Genomic DNA, 16,650 nt, shown 5'->3' on the forward strand with positions numbered 1-16,650 from the left:
TGAGGCGCGTGACATCCGCGCTACGGTGACGCGGAAAGCGCATTCCGTCTCGACGGGCTTTCCCCGTCGTCGTCGCGATTACGGACCGTGGCGGCGACGGGCCCGATCCGGTCGTCGCGACTTTCGGAGACTCTCACGCTTCTCGGAGCTTCAGCCCGCGCGGCATCCGGTTTTCGCGCCATTCTCCGAGTTTCGCCACCGGCGCGGGCCGCTCAGGCGAGGCGCTGCCAGGGGCCGCGCAGCCGGATTGCGGCGCGCAGGGATGTCGCCGCCGCCTCGGCTCGCCGTGACTCCGCGCCGCTGGGGAGGGCGATCGTCGAGGCGGGTGACAGCGCCAGCACCTCGACGGCGATCTCGCTGGTCTCGGTGGCGCCGGCATCCCGCAGCGAGAGCGACCAGCGCGTGCCGTCCCAGAAGCGATCGTCGACGACGCGGCCGTCGACGACGACGCGTCCGACGTCGCCCGCCCAGTCGAGGTCGAGCACGGCGTCGGCCTCGGGGTCGAACGACGTTGCGGGCATGCGCAGGCGGTATCGGGCGGCGCGCTCGCTGAAGGTCTCGTCCGACGGTGCGCGGTGGCGCGGCCCGCCGAAGCCGTAGTCCGCGGGCGGTGCCTGCGGCGCGCGCTCCTGTTCGACCGACGCGCGTTCGCCGTCGGGCGCGGGCGCGGCTGCGCGGGCGGGGTCCGGCCCGTCCGTCACGACTGCCGCAGCCCGCCATTCGCCCGTATCCGGGTCGTAACGGTGAGCCTCTCCGGCCCCGCGCACGAGGGCGCCGTCGACGCCCCACGTCAGTTCGCCGTCGGTCAGCCACAGCTCGGGGCGGGGACCCGGCCGCACCCAGACGCGGTCGGCGTCGGCGGCGGGCAGCACCACGACGTCGAGGTCGTCGAAGCCGAGGGGGCGGAAGCCCGGCGTGACGGCCCGCGGCGCCTCGTCGCCGACCGCGATCTCGACGGGGATGCCGCGATCTTCGACGAGCACGAGGGTCGGTCGCGCCGTGCCGGCGACGACCGTGAGGAGGGATGCCGTCGCCCAGGCGACGCGCGTCCGCCCGATGGCGAGCCCGACGGGCCATCGCGCGAGCGTGCCGGCGGGCACCGTGATCGGCCGGGAGGGGAAGAGCGTCTCGGTCTCGCCACGGACCACGCGCAGCTGCACGTCGGCCACGTCCGCGACCTGCTCGAACGGCTGGTGGTGCGAGATCACGACGATGCCCTCGTCGGCCGTCGAGCGGAGGGCCCATCGGAGGGTGGTGCGGTCGTCGAGCGACGTGGCGCGGATCTCGGGGAGGGACGACGACATTGCCGACAGGCGGGCGCCGAACGCGGAGAGGAAGGCGTGCTGCGCGCGCAGCAGCGGCGCCGATTCGGCCAGGTCGCCCGACTGCCCGATGGGAGCGTGGAAGTCGTATCCGAACTCGGGCATGTCGTTCGGATATCCGGTGTCGATCGTCTCCTGCAGGTCGGGGCCGGGGTTACGACCGCCGACGAACATGTAGTACCCCTGCCACGCGGAGCCGTTGCCGATCTTCACGTGGGCGAGAGCGGCGACGTCGCGCCCGGCCAGGACCGGACGCCGGTGGTACGCCGTGGCCATGCCCCCGCCGAGCTCGCAGGTGGCCGGCGGGAAGCCGTGCAGATCGGCCGTCGCGCTCGCCGCGGCGAAGCCCTGGCTGGCGCGCACGTCAGCGCCCACGCCCGGGTCGTCCCAGTCGTGCGACGGGAAGTAGTGCGCGCGGAAGGTCGGATCCCACGGGGCTGCGGGGTCGACCCAGAAGCCGTCGGCATAGCCGCCGAACACCGGCATCACCTCGCCGTCGGGGAGCATCGCCCCACCCCATGCCGTCGCGGTCCACAGGGGCGCCGACATACCCGCCTCGCGGGCGAGTCGCTTGAGCGTGACGAGATGCTCGGGGCGGTCGTAGAGCTCGTTCTCGAGCTGGATGCCGATGACCGGTCCGCCCGGCCGTGTGCGGCCGTCGAGGGCAGTCGCGAGCTGACCGAACCACTCGCGCACGAGTTCGAGATAGGCGGGGTCGTCGCTCCGGTGGGCGACCGGCAGCTCCTGCACCCAGTCGGGGAAGCCGCCGTTGCGCGACTCGCCGTGCGCCCAGGGGCCGATCCGGAGCATGACGTCGAGTCCGGCCGCGGCGGCGTCGTCGACGAACGCGCCGAGGTCGAGGTGCCCGTCGAAGCGGGGGCGCCCGCGCTCGGAGACGTGGTGGTTCCAGAAGGCGTAGGTCGAGGCGACCGAGACGCCGGCGGCGCGCAGCTGTCGCATCCGCTCGGGCCAGCGGTGCCGCGGCAGCCTGCTGTAGTGCACTTCGCCTGACACCGGCACCCAGCCCTCGCCGTGACGGTACAGGGCGCGATCGGTGACCGAGATGCCGCGGGCGCGCTCGTGAGGAGCGGGCAGCGGCGCGGGCCGCTCGGGGTGGGGCCAGGCGACGTGCTGGACGGTCAGCGGCTCGGTCACGGGCTCGCTCACCGCGCCCCGACGACCGCGTTGTCGAGCTCGTCGATGTCGACGCCCGGACGCAGGGCGCGGTTGGTCAGCAGCACCCACGCGATGCCGGCGCCCGGGTGGACCCAGAACTCCGTCCCCGCCCAGCCGCCGTGGCCGTACGTGTCGCGGTCGATCAGCCCGGGGGCCCGGGTGCGCAGGTTCCAGGCGAGACCCCAGTCCTGGCCGCGCTCGGCGGGATAGGGCTCCAGCCGCGGGATGTCGCCGGTCAGGGGGCGCCGCATCATCGCGAGCGTCGCGGGCGCGATGATGCCGTCGCGGGCACCGTCGTGGATCCGCAGCAGCTCGGTCCCGAGGGCGAGCAGGTCGCGCGCCCGGCCGGCGAGGCCCGCGCCGGGATTGCGCTGCGCGGCGAAGGCCGCCATATCGGCGCCCGCGGCGGCGGCATCCGCGATCGGCGTCGTGCCGTCGAGGTCGACCGACAGGCCGTCGGCGCCGATGCTCGACGCCCAGCCGGCGACGTCGTCGTGCCATGTGCGGCCGCTCGCGCTCTCGACGAGCGCCGCGACGCCCTCGAAGGCGAGCGTGGAGTATCGCGAGACGGTCCCGGCGGCGAAGTCGCGGCCGCGCGTGAGGAGCTCCGTGCGCAGCGGCACCCGGGTGTCGAGCGGCGGTTCGCTGATGCCGCTCGTGTGGCTCACGAGGTGCGAGAGCCGCACGATGTCGTCCCGGTCGCGGCCGAACTCCGGGAGCGCGCGCGTCAGCGGTGTCTGCAGGGTCAGCTCGCCGCGCTCGATGGCGCGCGCGGCGGAGATGCCCAGCAGTGGCTTCGTGATCGAGAAGAGCGCGTACCGGTCGTCGACATCGGCGGCGACGGCGTCGAGGGCGAGGATGCCGCGTGCGTCCGCGATGCCGACGACGGCGGATGGCAGACGGCCGTCTCCCACGTGCCGGCGGGCCCAGTCGAACGCGGCGGTGAAGCTCGAGGTCATCGCGCCAGCCTACGGGAAGCGTTTTCCGTCTGCGAGCGGCCCGTTCGCCTGCGGCAGCACGAGCACGCCGTTGCGCCGGTGCGGGATGCTGCTCAGCGCCGCGTCGCTCAGCTCGCGCGGCAACAGGGCGGGCGGCGCATCCTGGAAGACGAGCGGGCGCAGGAAGCGGCGGATGGCGGTGGCCCCGACGGAGGTGTGCAGCGAGGTGGTCGCGGGCCACGGGCCGCCGTGGTGCTGCGACCAGGTCACTGCAACGCCGGTCGGCCAGTCGGCGAACAGCACACGACCGGCCCGCTCCTGCAGCAGTGCGAGGGCTGCGGTGACGTCGTCGCCCGGCTCCGAGTGCAGGGTGGCGGTGAGGCTTCCCGGCACGGCGGCGATGGCTGCCAGCAGGTCTGCCTCGCCGGCGTACTCGACGAGCAGGGTGACGGGACCGAAGCACTCCTCCAGCAGGACCTCCGGGCGAGCCGCGACCGCCGCCGCATCGGACGCGAGGACGACGGGGCGTGCACCGTCGCCCGCGACGCCCTCCGCCACCACCCCCACGGATGCGTCGGCCTCGAGCGCCGAGATCCCGGCCGGGAAGGCGTCGGTGATGCGATCGGTCAGCAGCGGGCCGCCGGTCGCGCCCACGGCGGCAGCGGCGACGGCGTCGACGAATCCGCTGCCGCCGGGAACGAACACGACGCCGGGCTTCGTGCAGAACTGGCCGGCGCCGAGCGTGAACGAGGCCACGAGACCGCGGGCGAGCTCATCGCCCCGGGCCGCGGCCGCGGCGGGTGTGACGACCACGGGGTTCACGCTGCCCAGCTCGCCGTAGAACGGGATCGGATCGGGCCGCCCCGACGCGAGGTCGAACAGGGCGCGCCCGCCCGACACCGAGCCGGTGAACCCTGCCGCGCGGACGAGGGGCTGCTGCACGAGCGCGTTGCCGGCCTCGCGCCCCTCGACGAGCGCGAACGACCCCTCCGGCGCTCCGGCGCCGCGGAGGGCCTCGACCGCGATCTCGGCCGTGCGGCGCGAGAGCTCCGGGTGCCCGGAGTGCGCCTTGACGATCACCGGGTTGCCGGCAGCGAGGGCCGACGCGGTGTCGCCGCCGCAGACCGAGAACGCGAAGGGGAAGTTGGACGCCGAGAACACCGCGACCGGCCCGAGCCCCACGAGCAGACGGCGCAGCTCGGGGCGCGGCGGCGTCGCAGCCGGGTCGGCGTCGTCGATCGTGATCTCGCGGAACGAGCCCTCGGTCACGACGTCGGCGAACAGCCGCAGCTGTCCCGTCGTGCGGCCGACCTCGCCGCGCAGGCGCGTCGTGCCGAGCCGTGTCTCGCGGTCGGCGATCTCGACGAGCTCGTCCGCGGCGGCGTCGAGGGCGTCGGCGAGGGCGCGCAGCCAGCCGGCGCGGGTCGCCGCATCCGCGTCGCGCCAGATGGGGGCTGCCGCGGCTGCCGCGGCGGCCAGTTCGTCGATGCGATCGGGGGTGGTGGTCATCGCTGGTCCTCGCGGTGGTCTGTGATCGAGCGTGGGTGAAGGGTGAGTGGGGAGGAGCCGGCCGGTGCTGACGTGTCAGCCGGTGAAGCGCAGGCCCAGGCCGACGTGATCGGTCTCGCGCAGCCGTCCGTCTCGGATCACGACGGGAGACGGATCGCGGAGGGCGCCGAGCTCGGCGAAGCCGGCATCCTCGACGTCTTCGACCCAGGGCTCGGCGGCGCCGCCGGGCAGGGTCAGCGCGATCTGGCCCGACAGCTCCGGCAGCAGGTGCGGATGCAGCTCGGCCCCGGCATCCTCGGCAATTGTGGCGATGCGCTGCAGCGGCGTGATCCCGCCGATGCGCACGATGTTGGGCTGGACGATCTGCGCCCCACCGCGGCGCAGCATCTCGGCGAACCGGTACGCGGTGTGCAGGTTCTCGCCGACCGCGATCGGGATGCGCGGCCCGCCGCCGAGGCGCCGTGCGAGCTCGGCGTGTCCGTCGATGTCGTCGGCGCGCAGGGGCTCCTCGATCCAGCCGGGTCGGACCTCGGCGAGGACGTCGAGCGAGCGCGTGGCGCGGTCGAGGTCCCAGCGCTGATTGGCGTCGATCATCAGGCCGCGGTCGGGCCCCAGGACCGCGCGCACGGCGCGAAGCCGGTCGAGGTCCTCGGCGACGTCCGCCTTGCCGACCTTGACCTTCACCGCACTGAAGCCGCGATCGACCCATCGCTCGGCCTGAGCGACGAGCTCGTCCATCGAGTAGTGGAGGTTCACGCCGCTGCCGTACACGCGGACGCTCTCGCGCCGTCGTCCGATCAGGGTCGAGACCGATGAACCCGCGGGGCGCGCCGCGGCATCCCACAGCGCCAGGTCGAGGCCCGCGAGCGCGATCGTCGTCACACCGCCGCCGCCCGCCTCGTGAACGTGCTCCCACAGGCCCTGCCAGGCGTCGCCCGGGGCGGCGGAACGCCCCACCGCGGCGGGCGCGATGTCGTGGCGCAGGAGGGCGAGCACCGCCTCGGCTCCGATCTGGGGAGTCCAGGCGAAGCCCCAGCCCTCGGCGCCGTCGCTGCGGCGCAGGTGCGTCGCAATGACGCCGACCGAGGTGACGTCGGCGGCCCACGGGCGGGTGAGCGGGACCCGCATCAGGCGCGCGTCGAGCGCGGCGATCGTCGTCACAGCAGAGCGCGCCCGGCATCGAGGATCGCCGCGAGGCGGCGTTCCTGATCGGCGGTGGGGTCGACGAGCGGGGCACGCACGCCGCCGACGGCCTGCCCGCTCAGGCGCAGGCCCGCCTTGATGAGCGAGACGCCGAACCCGGGCGTCTCGTCGCGGAGGGCGACCAGCGGGGTGTAGAACGCGTCGAGCAGTGCCAGGCGGCGCTCCTCCTCGTGCTCGACGTAGGCCCGGTAGTAGGCGTTGGCGACCTCGGGGATCATCGCGAAGGCGGCGGACGAGTACAGCGGCACGCCGATGCCGCGGTACGCGGCCTGGGTGAGCTCGGCGGTGAGGAGACCATTGAAGAACGCGAAGTCGTCGCGGCCCGCGTCGGCGATCGCGCGGACGATGAGCTGTGTCGCGCCGATGTCACCGGTGCCGTCCTTGAATCCCACGATCCGCGGGTTGTCGGCGAGACGGCGCATCGACTCGGGCGTGAACTGCGCGTTGGCGCGGTGGTAGACGATCACGGGCAGGTCGGATGCCGCGGCGATCGCCTCGACGTAGGCCACGAGTCCCGCCTGCGGTCCGCCGACGAGGTACGGCGGCAGGGCGAGCAGGGCGTCGGCCCCGGCATCCGCGGCAGCGCGGGCGGTCTCGAGGGCGTGGCCGAGTGGGCCGCCGGTGCCGGCGACGACGGGGACGGCTCCCGCGACGCTCGCGACCGCGGTCCGGACGACGGCAGCCGCCTCGGCGGTCGAGAGCGCGTGGAACTCGCCCGTCCCGCAGGCCGGGAAGACGCCGCCGGCGCCCTGTTCGACGCCTCGGCCGACGTGCGATGCGAGCAGTTCGTGGTCGACCGAGCCGGAGGAGTCGAACGGGGTGACGGGGAAGAAGAGGATGCCGTCGAAGTTCATGCCGGCACGTCCTTTCGGGTGTCGGAGAGGGAGTGTTCTTCGGTCAGGGCATCGCGCCAGGAATGACGCGGCGCCCAGTCGAGCAGGCGCCGTGCCTTCTCGTTGGAGAAGGCGGGGGTCGTGCCGGTGAGGACGGCGGCGACCTCCTCCGTGCCGGGGTGGAAGCGGGGGATGAGCTCGGCGAGCGGGCGGCGTGCGAGGGCGTCGTCCGCCCCGACGAAGAACGTCTCGGCGTTCGGGATCGTCGGCAGGGCGGCCAGGAGCGCATCGGCGAACGAGGCGACGTCACGCGCGTCGACGTAGTTGAACAGCGCGGGCGCGGCGAGGCCGGGGTCGTCGAGTCGCTCGCGGACGGTATGGCCCTGCTGCGTCGGCGCCCCGCGCCATTCCTCGGGGGCGATGACGTAGCAGGGGCGGAACGCGGCGAAGCGCACGGCGTCGCCGGTCTGCCGGTGCAGCATCCGCACCGTCTGCTCGATGACGAGTTTCGAGAGGGCGTAGCTGTTCCACGGTCGTGGCGGAGTGTCTTCGTCGAGCGGGAAGCGGTCGGGCACCCAGCCGCGGGGTGCTCCATAGCCCAGCACGGTGGGGCTGGACGCGGCCACGATCCGGGATACCCCGGCGGCGACCGCCCCGCCCAGCACCGAGACGGCCAACGCGGCATTCGTGCGCATGATGACGTCTTCGGGAGCGCTGAAGGGGACCGCGATCGCGGCGAGGTGGATGACCGCGGTCGCCCGCTGTGCGCGGAGCGCGGTGACGGTCGCCTCGGCGTCGAGCAGGTCGATCGCGAGCTGATCGGCCCCCTGCAGCTCGGGGGCGTCCGACACCGCGCGGTCGAAGGACACGACGCGGTGGCCGGCCGCGACGAGCCCGCCGACGAGGCTCCGGCCGAGGCGGCCCGCGCCTCCGGTGACGACGACCCGGCTCATCGCCGGCCGTCGAGCAGTCGGATGCCGAGCTCGGATGTGCGCACGGGAAGACCCGACGCCAGCGACAGGTTGCCCGCGATGCCCACCGCGATCGACTGCACGCCGTCCGCCCAGCCGGCGGGTCGAGCCAGCGGGTCGTCGCCGGGCCCGACGAAGACATCGGCGAGCAGCAGCTCGTCGCCGCCGCCGTGGCCGCCCTCGCCCGACTCGATCGGGATCTCGACAGCGTCCTCCCAGTGGCGCTGGACGATCAGACGTTCGCCCTGCGGGCGCAGCGAGACGGGCCCGCCCGCCTCGACGGCCGAGGGATCGAGCACGGGGTGCAGCCCTTCGTCTTCGAGGACGGCGCCGCGCTCGACGACCTCGAGCTCGGCGCGACCCTCGGTGCCGTTCACGGCGACGCGGTATCCCTCCCACGGGGCGTGGGCGTTGAGCGAGTACGACATTGTCGCGCCGCCGGCGTAGTCGACGACGAGAGCGAGGTTGTCCTCGATCGTGATGCCCTCGCCGAACACGTCGCGATCGCGCAGATAGCCGTCGTGGCTCTCGGCCTCGAGATACAGCGCGCGCAGGCGATCGTCGTCGCGCAGGTCGAGCTCGAACGGGTCGTGAGTGCCGTCGTGCGTGCCGCGGAGGGGGCGCTCGCCGAGCTCGCGGGTCCGCGCGTTCTCGGCCCCGTAGAAGCGGAGGCCACCGGAGGCGAAGACGCGGCGGGGCTCGTCGCGAATCCACCAGTTGACGAGGTCGAAGTGGTGACTCGCCTTGTGTACGAGCAGACCGCCCGAGTGCGCCTTCTCGCGGTGCCAGCGGCGGAAGTAGTCGGCGCCGTGCTTCGTGTCGAGCATCCACGAGAAGTCGATCGACGTGACCCGACCGATCCGGCCGTCCTGGATCACCTGCCGCAGTGCGCTGTTGCGGGGCGAGTAGCGGTAGTTGAACGTCAGCACGACAGAGCGTCCCGTGCGCTCGACGGCATCCTCGATCGCGGCGGCGCTCGGCGCATCGATCGTCAGGGGCTTCTCGACGACCACGTCGGCACCGGCATCGAGCGAGCGCACGATGAGCGACGCGTGCAGGTCGTCGCGCGCCGTGATGATGACGCGCTCGGCCTCGGACTCCTGGATCATCCGTTCGAGCTCGTCCGGTGTCCACAGGGTCGGGGCGGGCAGGCCGCGCTCGATCAGCTGATCGCGGTAGTGCTCGGCCCGTACCGGGTTGGGCTCGCAGATCGCGACGAGCTCCGCCCGATCGGCGTGCGTCCCGGTGATGGCGTCGACGTACATCTGGGCGCGGTGTCCCGCGCCGACCAGGGCGTAGCGCGTGCGGGTCATGGCTCTCCTTCGTGCCAAGAGCTGAGGGGCCTCCAGCGGGAAAGCGCTCTCAGTAAACGTTTTCTCAGCGTAGCACGAGCCGCGGCGCGGGCGCGAGGGGACGATTCTCAGGCCGCGGGTGCCCCGGTGCTGCCTCGCACGATGACCCCGGGCGACACCGTCACGGCGGGCTCGGGCGTGCGCCCGTCCAGAAGGTCATGCAGCGCCGACCACGCTCGCGCGCCGAGCTCGCCCATCGGCACGGCGGCGGTCGTGAGCGCGGGGGAGGTGTAGCGGGCGAAGGGGATGTCATCGAACCCCGCGATCGAGAGCCGGCCCGGCACCGGGATGCCGCGCTCGGTCGCCGCGCTCAGCAGGCCCATCGCCGAAAGGTCGTTGAAGGCCAGCACCGCGGTCGCGCCGGATGTCAGGACGTCGTCGAGAGCTCCCGCGCCGCTCGCGAAATCGACCCCGGCGGGGATCTCGGCGATCGAGCAGTCCGGCAGTTCGCGCCGCGCGTCTTCGAGCGCGGAGAGCCGCTGCCCGCTCGAGGCGCTGCGTGCCGCGCCGGCGAGATACGCGAAGCGGCGGTGGCCCTGCGCGTAGAGGTGGTCGATGATGCCCCGCAGCGGCGTGCGGTAGTCCGCGGCGACGCTCGGGGCGTCGCCGGTGCGGTTGACCAGGACGACGGGCGCGACGTCGGCGACGACCTCGGCGAGCTGCTCGTCGCTCATGCGGGGCGCGCACAGGATCAGCCCGTCCGAGCGTCGCCGCGACTCGAGCGCGAGCAGACGCTCCTCGTCGACGTGTTCGTCGGAATCGGCGATGAGCACGTGATAGCCGTCGGCGACCGCTGCCCGGCTGAGTCCGCGCAGCATCCCCTGGAACGTGGGGTTCGCGAGGTCGGGGACGACGACCGAGATGGTCTGGGTGCGCCCGAGCACGAGGCTTCGTGCGAGCGGGTTGGCCGAGTAGCCGAGCTGGGCGGCCGAAGCGCGCACGCGTTCGGCGAGAGCCGGATCGACGGTGGCGTTGCCGTTCATGACGCGCGAGACGGTGGCGAGTGAGACGCCGGCATGCGCGGCGACGTCGGTGATCGTGGTCTGTTTCGCTCCGGCCATCGTGCCCCCGCCCTCTCGGTCCGGCCATACTATGCGAGGAAACGTTTTATGACAGGAGACGACGATGTCTGCGATCACGACCGCGGGAGCCGCGGACACCGCTTCGGCGAACGGCGTGGTGCCGACGACGGAGCGCGACATCAAGCGCCGCCGCCTCGCATCCGTCCGTGAGGATGCCGGCGCGGCAGCACTCGTGCTCACGTCTCACGAGGCGCTCTCGTGGTACCTGGGCGGCGTTCGCACGCACGTCTCGCTCGCGGGTCCGCCCGTCCTGGCCGTCCGCGTCGCTGAGGGCGGCGACACGCTCTTCGTCTCGGCGAACGAGGCCGACCGGCTGATCGCGGAGGAGCTCGCACCGGACGACGCCGAGCGCGTCGTTCGCGTCCCGTGGTACGAGTCGGTCGCGGCGCGCGCCGGTGCCGGGAACGGGCGGGTGGTGGCGGAGTCCGAGCTCGGCCCGCAGCTGCGGGCGGCGCGCGCCGCGCTGGTGCCGGAGGAAGTCGATCGATACCGGGACCTCGGCCGTGCGGTGGCCGAGGTGATGACGGATGTCGCCGCGGGGCTCAGCGAGGCGACGTCGGAGCGCACTGCCGCCTCCGCCCTCGCGGCGGGTCTCATCGCGCGCGGGATTGATCCGCTCGTGGTGCTGGTGGCGGGGGAGGGGCGGCTGGGCCATCGGCATCCGCTGCCCACGGAGTCTCCGCTCGGTGCGCGCGCGATGCTCGTCGTGTGCGGTCGGAGGCACGGGCTGATCGCCAACGCGACTCGCTGGGTCGGGGCAGCCGGGGTCGACGACGACCGCATCCTGGAGGTCGAGGCGGCGTTCTTCGCGGCGACCCGGCCGGGTGCGCGGCTCGACGATGTTTTCGCCGCGGGATGTCGCGGCTACGCCGACGCCGGCTTCGCGCCGGATGAGTGGGAACGTCACCATCAGGGCGGACCGACCGGCTATGCGGGGCGCGATCCGCGGGCGACGTCCGAGACGCGCGACCTCGTACGATCGCCGCACGCGTTCGCCTGGAATCCGAGCGCGCCCGGCGCGAAGGTCGAGGACACCGTGGTCGTCACCGATGCCGGTGTCGAGGTGCTGACGGTCGACCCGCGCTGGCCCGTCGTCACCGTGGGCGGCCTCGCCCGGCCTGTCGCGCGACCGTTCTCGTGACGGGTCGAGCGGAGGCGGCCGGTGGTTCGGCTGGTGGTTCGGCTCTGCGATGATGACGGGAGAACGCAGCGTCGCGTCGTCGTGATGCGGTCCGTTCGCCGCACATCCGAAAGGCCCGCATGTCCGACACCGATGTCGTCCCGAATCGTCGTATCAGCTGGGTGAGCACCGATCGCGAGCGGGCGTGGATCGAGATGCCCGCGCCGCGGTTCGCGCCCGCGACGGGCATGCCCAACGTGCTGCTGCGCACGGACCGCAGGCACCAGACCGTCGAGGGGTTCGGCGTCTGCTTCAACGAGCTCGGCTGGCGGGCGCTGTCCCGTCTGGGCGATGCCGACCGGGCCGAGATCTTCGACGAGCTGTTCGCTCCGGGGCGCGGTACGGGCTTCTCCGTGTGCCGGATGCCGGTGGGCGCGAACGACTTCTCGACCGACTGGTACTCGTACGACGAGGTCGACGGTGATCTCGACCTCGAGCACTTCTCGATCGAGCACGACCGCGCGTCGCTCATCCCGTACATCCACGAGGCCCTGCGTCGGCGCCCGGACCTGAAGCTCTGGGCATCGCCGTGGAGCCCGCCGTCGTGGATGAAGACGAACGGTCATTACGCTGCAGCCCTGCCATGGCGCGGGAACGACATCGACAACGGGCTCCGGCCCGATCAGGTCGGTGCCGAGGGCACGGACATGATGATCCAGGAGCCGCGGTACCTCGCCGCTTACGCCGAGTACTTCGCGCGGTTCGTCGAGGCGTATCGCGCGGAGGGCATCGACATCTCGATGGTCATGCCGCAGAACGAGTTCAACTCGCCGCAGGTGTTCCCGAGCTGCACGTGGACGCCCGAGGGGCTGGCCCGGTTCATCGCCGTCCTCGGGCCGCGGATGCGAGAGCTGGGCGTCGACGTGTTCTTCGGCACGCAGGAGCGCCCCGCGCCGGAGCATCTCGCGACCGTCCTCGCGGATCCGGATGCCGGACCCTTCGTTTCGGGCGCGGGATTCCAGTGGGCGGGCAAGGGGGCGATCGCCGATGCGCACCGGATCGCACCGCACCTGTCGTTGTACCAGACCGAGCAGGAGTGCGGTGATGGCCGGAACGACTGGCGATTCGCGCGGTACACCTGGTCTCTCATGAAGCGCTTCTTCGAGGCCGGCGCCAACGCGTACACCTATTGGAACCTCGCTCTCGACGAGGGCGGCGTCAGCCGGTGGGGCTGGGCGCAGAACTCTCTCGTCGTCGTCGACCCCGAGACCAATGGATACCGCTACACCCACGAGTTCTTCGTCATGAAGCACCTCGCGCACCATGTGCAGGCGGGCGCGACCCGGATCGACGCGTTCAGCTGGACGGGTCACGAGAACCAGCTCGCTTTCGAGAACCCCGACGGCTCGATCGTGATCGTCATGCAGAACGACCTCGCGGACGAGATGCCGGTGACCATCGCCCTCGACGGCGCGGCGTTCGACGTCGTTCTGCCCGCGGACTCGTTCAGCACGGTCCGCATCGCCGCCCCCGCCTGACGCGTGCGCCCGCGCTCGCGCCGGCGAAGCCCGGCACGGCCAGAGTCCGGACGGGATCGCGCCGCGCACGCGCTGGTGGCCCTGGCGTGCGGGGCCGGCGCACCGGGGCCGCGTGTGCGACGCGATGGGGCCGCATGTGAGACGCGATGGGGCCGCACATCAGAGTGGTGCATGACGATGGAGCGTCAGAATGGCGGCGATCCGTCCCGGCGCCCTCGCGGCGCCGCCGATGGGGCCGGGCTGTCGGGCGGCTCGGCGGTGGTGAAGGCGACGAGGGGTGGTGGTGCGTCTTCGCGGTAGACCCGTCCGGTCGGCGATGTCCACGCGAGTGTTCCGCCCGCGAGTTGTCGTACCTGCCATCTCGTGTGGTGTTTGACGTCGTGGTGTCGTTTGCAGAGGTTCGCGAGGTTGCAGACGTGGGTTGCCCCGCCGTCGGAGGCTGCGATGGTGTGGTCGAGTTCGCAGCGGATGGCGGGTTGTCGGCATCCGGGGAACCTGCAGTGCCGGTCCCTCGCCCGTAGCAGCCGCACCATCGCTGCGGTCGGCCGGTACGTGTCGCATTCGAGCACGGTTCCGGTGACGGGATGGGTGAGCAGTCGGTCCCACGAGGCCGCCTTGCCGGCGAGTTCGCGTGCGGTGGCGGCGTCGATGGGGGAGCGGCCCGCCAGGTCGGCCGGCCCTTCGTCCTGTCCCATCAGTGTGAGTGCCGACACGACGACCTGCACGTGCGCGCGGATCGCTCCGAGCGCCCCGTCCCCGTCACCGGTTGCCGTGGGGTCGAGCCCAGGTGTTCCCGCGAGGAGGAGATCGCTGAATACGTCGGCGCGAATCTGGTCGATCGTGCGCGTGTCACCGACGAACGACGGCCCGTCGGCGCCCGCGCGGTCGGTCAGACCATCGACGCCGGTCGCGCCCGCGGCGAGCTGGGCGTCAGCGCTCGCGGAGGCGGCGCCCGCGGTATCGGCTCTCGCCCGTGCGTTGATGATCTCGCGCGCCTGCCGGGTCAGTCGGTCCACGATCCCGTCGGCGATCACGGTGGGCAGCGTCGCGATGAGATCCGACATGCCGTCGGCCCCGGTCCGCACCTGCACGCACCGCCCCGCCGCGGCCTCCTCGTGGCGTTCGGTGAAGGTCCGCGGGTGCATGCGTTCCGCGAGCATCTGCAACGCCGCCCGCACCCGGTTGGGCGTCTGGCCCTCGCATCGCTCGATCGCGACTCGCTCGAAGTCCTCGCGGTCGTCCGCGGGCACGATGCACCCGATCTCTTGGATCACCCGGACGTGTCCTCGGACGATGCGTCCGGTCTCCCACGCCGCCATCGTCAACGGGTAGTTGTCGACGAGGTCGCGTGCTTCGTCGATCCGGCGTTGCAGGGTGCGGTCGGTCGCGACGAACACTCCGGCGAGTTCCGCGGCGATCCCGCGCAGCGCCATCTCGCGCGCCTCCACACGTTCCGACGCCCCCGCAGCCTGTTTCTCGGCGAGAGCCCCGGCCGCGGCGAGCACTCGAACCTCACGAATCTGCACCGCTCGCGCGGCAACCGAAACACCCTCGGCATCCGCGACGAGCGCCGCGAGGGCGTCGACGTCACCGTCGCTGCCCATTCCGCCGCCTGCCCGGCCGCCGAGCCCACCATTCGAATGCATGTTCTAATATTGTCACTGGCCTCCGACATTGCGCCGCGACTGTCCACAGCCTGCGTGGCTCCGCGGACTCCGGACCGAGACGCGCGCACCCCGCCCCGCCGACCCCCGCACCCCCGTCGCCTCCGGTGATGATGGAGGTATGGCCCGCTATCTCGTCGTCGATGCCGACCTCGCTGGTTTCGCGCAGTATCAACAGCTCGAGGCCGGACCGGATGGCCTCTGGCGGGTCGTGCGGCAGATCGATGATCGACCGTCGGGCCCGCGGCGGTACGGCTTCGGCGCCGTCGATGTCGACGATCAGGGGATGCTGTCGGACCAACCGTCCACGACCCGGGAACTCGACGACGACGATGCCGTCACGCCGATCAGCGCGGAAGAGTTCGAGCGCCGCTGGCTCGACGCATCCTGACGCGACGACGCGGATGACGCTAGCGACGCAGCCTGACGTGCGCGAGGCTGCGCGCTCCGGCGGGGCGGCGCCGCGCACGAGACAAGGCCGGATGCGGGGGCTGAGGTTCCCGCATCCGGCCCTGCCGGTGTGTCGCTCGTCAGCTCGCGTCGAGCGCGGTCTGCACCTGCGAGACGAGCTCGGACGCGGCGTCGGCCGGCGTCGCCTTGTCGAACGTGACGTCGTCGAGCAGCTTGGTGATGATCGGTCCGAGCTGCGACGTGGGAAGCGCCAGCGGGTTCTGGGGTGCACCACCCGCGGCGGACAGCCGATCGATGAAGGCGACCTGGGCCTTCTCGGAGTCCGTGAACTCGGGCGTGATCGCCTCGAGCACTGCGGGCGTCGCGGGAATGCCGAGGGTCAGCTTGTTGAGGGGCCCGGCCTCGTCGCTGTTGAGGAGGAAGTCGATGAGCATCGCGGCTTCGCGCGGGTGCTTCGACTTCGACGACACGGCGTACTGCACGGTCGGCTGGATGACGAGACCGACCTTGCCGGCGCTGTCGCCGGGCACATTGAGGATCTGGAGGTCCTGACCGGATGCCGTGGCGTAGATGCCCGTGAAGTTGAGCGGGGCGAACGCCATGCCGATCTTCCCCTGCCCCATCAGGCTCTGCTCGAGGGAAGCTGACGCGTCCTCGGCCGCGGTCGAGGCGTCGGGCGATCCTCCGCTGGCTTGCAGTTCCTTCGCGAAGGTGAAGAACTCGTTCGCGGTCTTCTCGCTCACGCCGAACTCGCCGTCGGCGGTGTAGAGGTCTTCGCCGTTCTGGCGTGCGAAGGCCATGAGCGACTGGTCGTTGGCGATCTGAGCCGACCCGTAGACGCCGTCGCCGCTCTTCTCGGAGATCTGGGTGGCGATGTCGATGTAGTCGTCCCAGGTCCAGGTCGTGTCGTCGGGCAGCGGCACGCCTGCGGCCTCGAACACGGCGGGGTTGACGATGATGCCGCGTGAGCCGACACCCGTCGGCAGGGCGTAGAGCTTGCCGTCGATGATGCCCGCATCGAGGGAGCCGGGCGTGAAGGAGTCCTGGTCGACGTCGCTGGAGATGTCGGCGATCGCGTTCTTGGCCACGTACAGGGGGAGGGCGTCGTACGTGATCTGCAGGGCGTCCGGGGCGCCGCCGCCGGCGACCTGGGTGGCGAGCTTGTCGTAGTAGCCGTTGTACTCGCTGGGCTCGCCCGCGACGGTGATGTTCGGGTGGGCCTTCTCGAAGAGGGCGATCTGCTCGTCCTTGATGGCGTTGAGCTCGTCGCTGCCCCACCAGGCGAAGCGCAGGGTGATCTTCTCGTCGTCGCCACCGCCGGCGCCTGCGGCGCATCCGGACAGCGAGACGGCGATCGCGACGCCGGCGGCGGCGAGGGCGAGGAGTCGTCGGTTGTTCATGGGAGGTCCTCTCGGGCGGGTGCGTCGCGGTGTCGTCGTCTGCTTCGACGTCGGCCGCTGCGGAAGCGTTTTCTCGATAGCGCTTCTCGACCGTGAGAAAACGCTTACTGACGGACGTTAACGCCCGCCGT

Annotated in this window: 13 protein-coding genes; 3 read left to right on the forward strand and 10 right to left on the reverse strand. The window is 72.1% G+C overall.

The annotated features are described in order from the left end of the window. Nucleotides 1-212: 212 nt before the first annotated feature. From C1N74_RS02830 to C1N74_RS02865, 8 genes are all read right to left on the reverse strand, one after another. Entirely contained in the window at nt 213-2,489 is a 2,277-nt protein-coding gene (locus C1N74_RS02830) for a beta-galactosidase (RefSeq protein ID WP_181405574.1), read from the reverse strand. Continuing rightward, nucleotides 2,486-3,457 carry a serine hydrolase gene (locus C1N74_RS02835; RefSeq protein WP_137749922.1) on the reverse strand — a complete coding sequence of 324 codons (972 nt, stop codon included), beginning with the start codon at nt 3,455-3,457 and terminating at the stop codon, nt 2,486-2,488. The genes C1N74_RS02830 and C1N74_RS02835 overlap by 4 nt, the downstream gene beginning before the upstream one ends. 9 nt (nt 3,458-3,466) lie before the next feature. After that, entirely contained in the window at nt 3,467-4,945 is a 1,479-nt protein-coding gene (locus C1N74_RS02840; protein WP_137749923.1) for an aldehyde dehydrogenase (NADP(+)), read from the reverse strand. Between the two features lie 75 nt (nt 4,946-5,020). Then, entirely contained in the window at nt 5,021-6,106 is a 1,086-nt protein-coding gene (locus tag C1N74_RS02845; RefSeq protein ID WP_258317982.1) for a mandelate racemase/muconate lactonizing enzyme family protein, read from the reverse strand. After that, entirely contained in the window at nt 6,103-7,002 is a 900-nt protein-coding gene (locus C1N74_RS02850; protein WP_137749924.1) for a 5-dehydro-4-deoxyglucarate dehydratase, read from the reverse strand. Before C1N74_RS02850 ends, C1N74_RS02845 begins: the two co-directional genes overlap by 4 nt. Next, nucleotides 6,999-7,934, reverse strand: a complete 936-nt coding sequence (locus tag C1N74_RS02855; protein WP_064956246.1) for an NAD(P)-dependent oxidoreductase — start codon at nt 7,932-7,934, stop codon at nt 6,999-7,001. Before C1N74_RS02855 ends, C1N74_RS02850 begins: the two co-directional genes overlap by 4 nt. Next, complete coding sequence (locus C1N74_RS02860; RefSeq protein WP_023952507.1) at nt 7,931-9,265, reverse strand: Gfo/Idh/MocA family protein; 1,335 nt, start codon at nt 9,263-9,265, stop codon at nt 7,931-7,933. The genes C1N74_RS02855 and C1N74_RS02860 overlap by 4 nt, the downstream gene beginning before the upstream one ends. A gap of 107 nt (nt 9,266-9,372) precedes the next feature. Beyond that, on the reverse strand, nt 9,373-10,365 hold the full coding sequence (locus C1N74_RS02865) for a LacI family DNA-binding transcriptional regulator (protein WP_137749925.1): 993 nt from the start codon (nt 10,363-10,365) through the stop codon (nt 9,373-9,375). Between the two features lie 64 nt (nt 10,366-10,429). On the opposite strand from C1N74_RS02865, the gene C1N74_RS02870 reads away from it, so the two are divergent. Together C1N74_RS02870 and C1N74_RS02875 are read left to right on the forward strand one after the other, a co-directional pair. Then, nucleotides 10,430-11,527 (forward strand): Xaa-Pro peptidase family protein, encoded by a 1,098-nt coding sequence (locus tag C1N74_RS02870; RefSeq protein ID WP_258317983.1) that lies wholly within the window; start codon nt 10,430-10,432, stop codon nt 11,525-11,527. A 119-nt stretch (nt 11,528-11,646) separates the two neighbouring features. Next, entirely contained in the window at nt 11,647-13,044 is a 1,398-nt protein-coding gene (locus C1N74_RS02875) for a glycoside hydrolase family 30 beta sandwich domain-containing protein (RefSeq protein ID WP_137749926.1), read from the forward strand. 185 nt (nt 13,045-13,229) lie between these two features. Here the strand turns inward: C1N74_RS02875 and C1N74_RS02880 are convergent, their stop codons facing one another. After that, nucleotides 13,230-14,690: an HNH endonuclease signature motif containing protein gene (locus C1N74_RS02880; protein ID WP_258317984.1), complete on the reverse strand. Its 1,461-nt coding sequence runs from the start codon at nt 14,688-14,690 to the stop codon at nt 13,230-13,232. Nucleotides 14,691-14,829: 139 nt separating this feature from the next. Here C1N74_RS02880 and C1N74_RS02885 point away from each other — a divergent pair, with 139 nt between their 5' ends. Further along, entirely contained in the window at nt 14,830-15,099 is a 270-nt protein-coding gene (locus C1N74_RS02885) for a hypothetical protein (protein WP_064956242.1), read from the forward strand. Between the two features lie 139 nt (nt 15,100-15,238). Here C1N74_RS02885 and C1N74_RS02890 read toward each other — a convergent pair whose 3' ends face one another. Continuing rightward, the gene (locus C1N74_RS02890; RefSeq protein WP_064956241.1) at nt 15,239-16,519 is read right to left on the reverse strand and encodes an ABC transporter substrate-binding protein; all 1,281 of its coding nucleotides are present in this window, start codon (nt 16,517-16,519) and stop codon (nt 15,239-15,241) included. Between the last annotated feature and the right edge of the window lie 131 nt (nt 16,520-16,650).

This window comes from Microbacterium sp. SGAir0570 (genome assembly GCF_005491085.2).
In the GTDB taxonomy this organism is placed as follows: domain Bacteria; phylum Actinomycetota; class Actinomycetes; order Actinomycetales; family Microbacteriaceae; genus Microbacterium; species Microbacterium arborescens.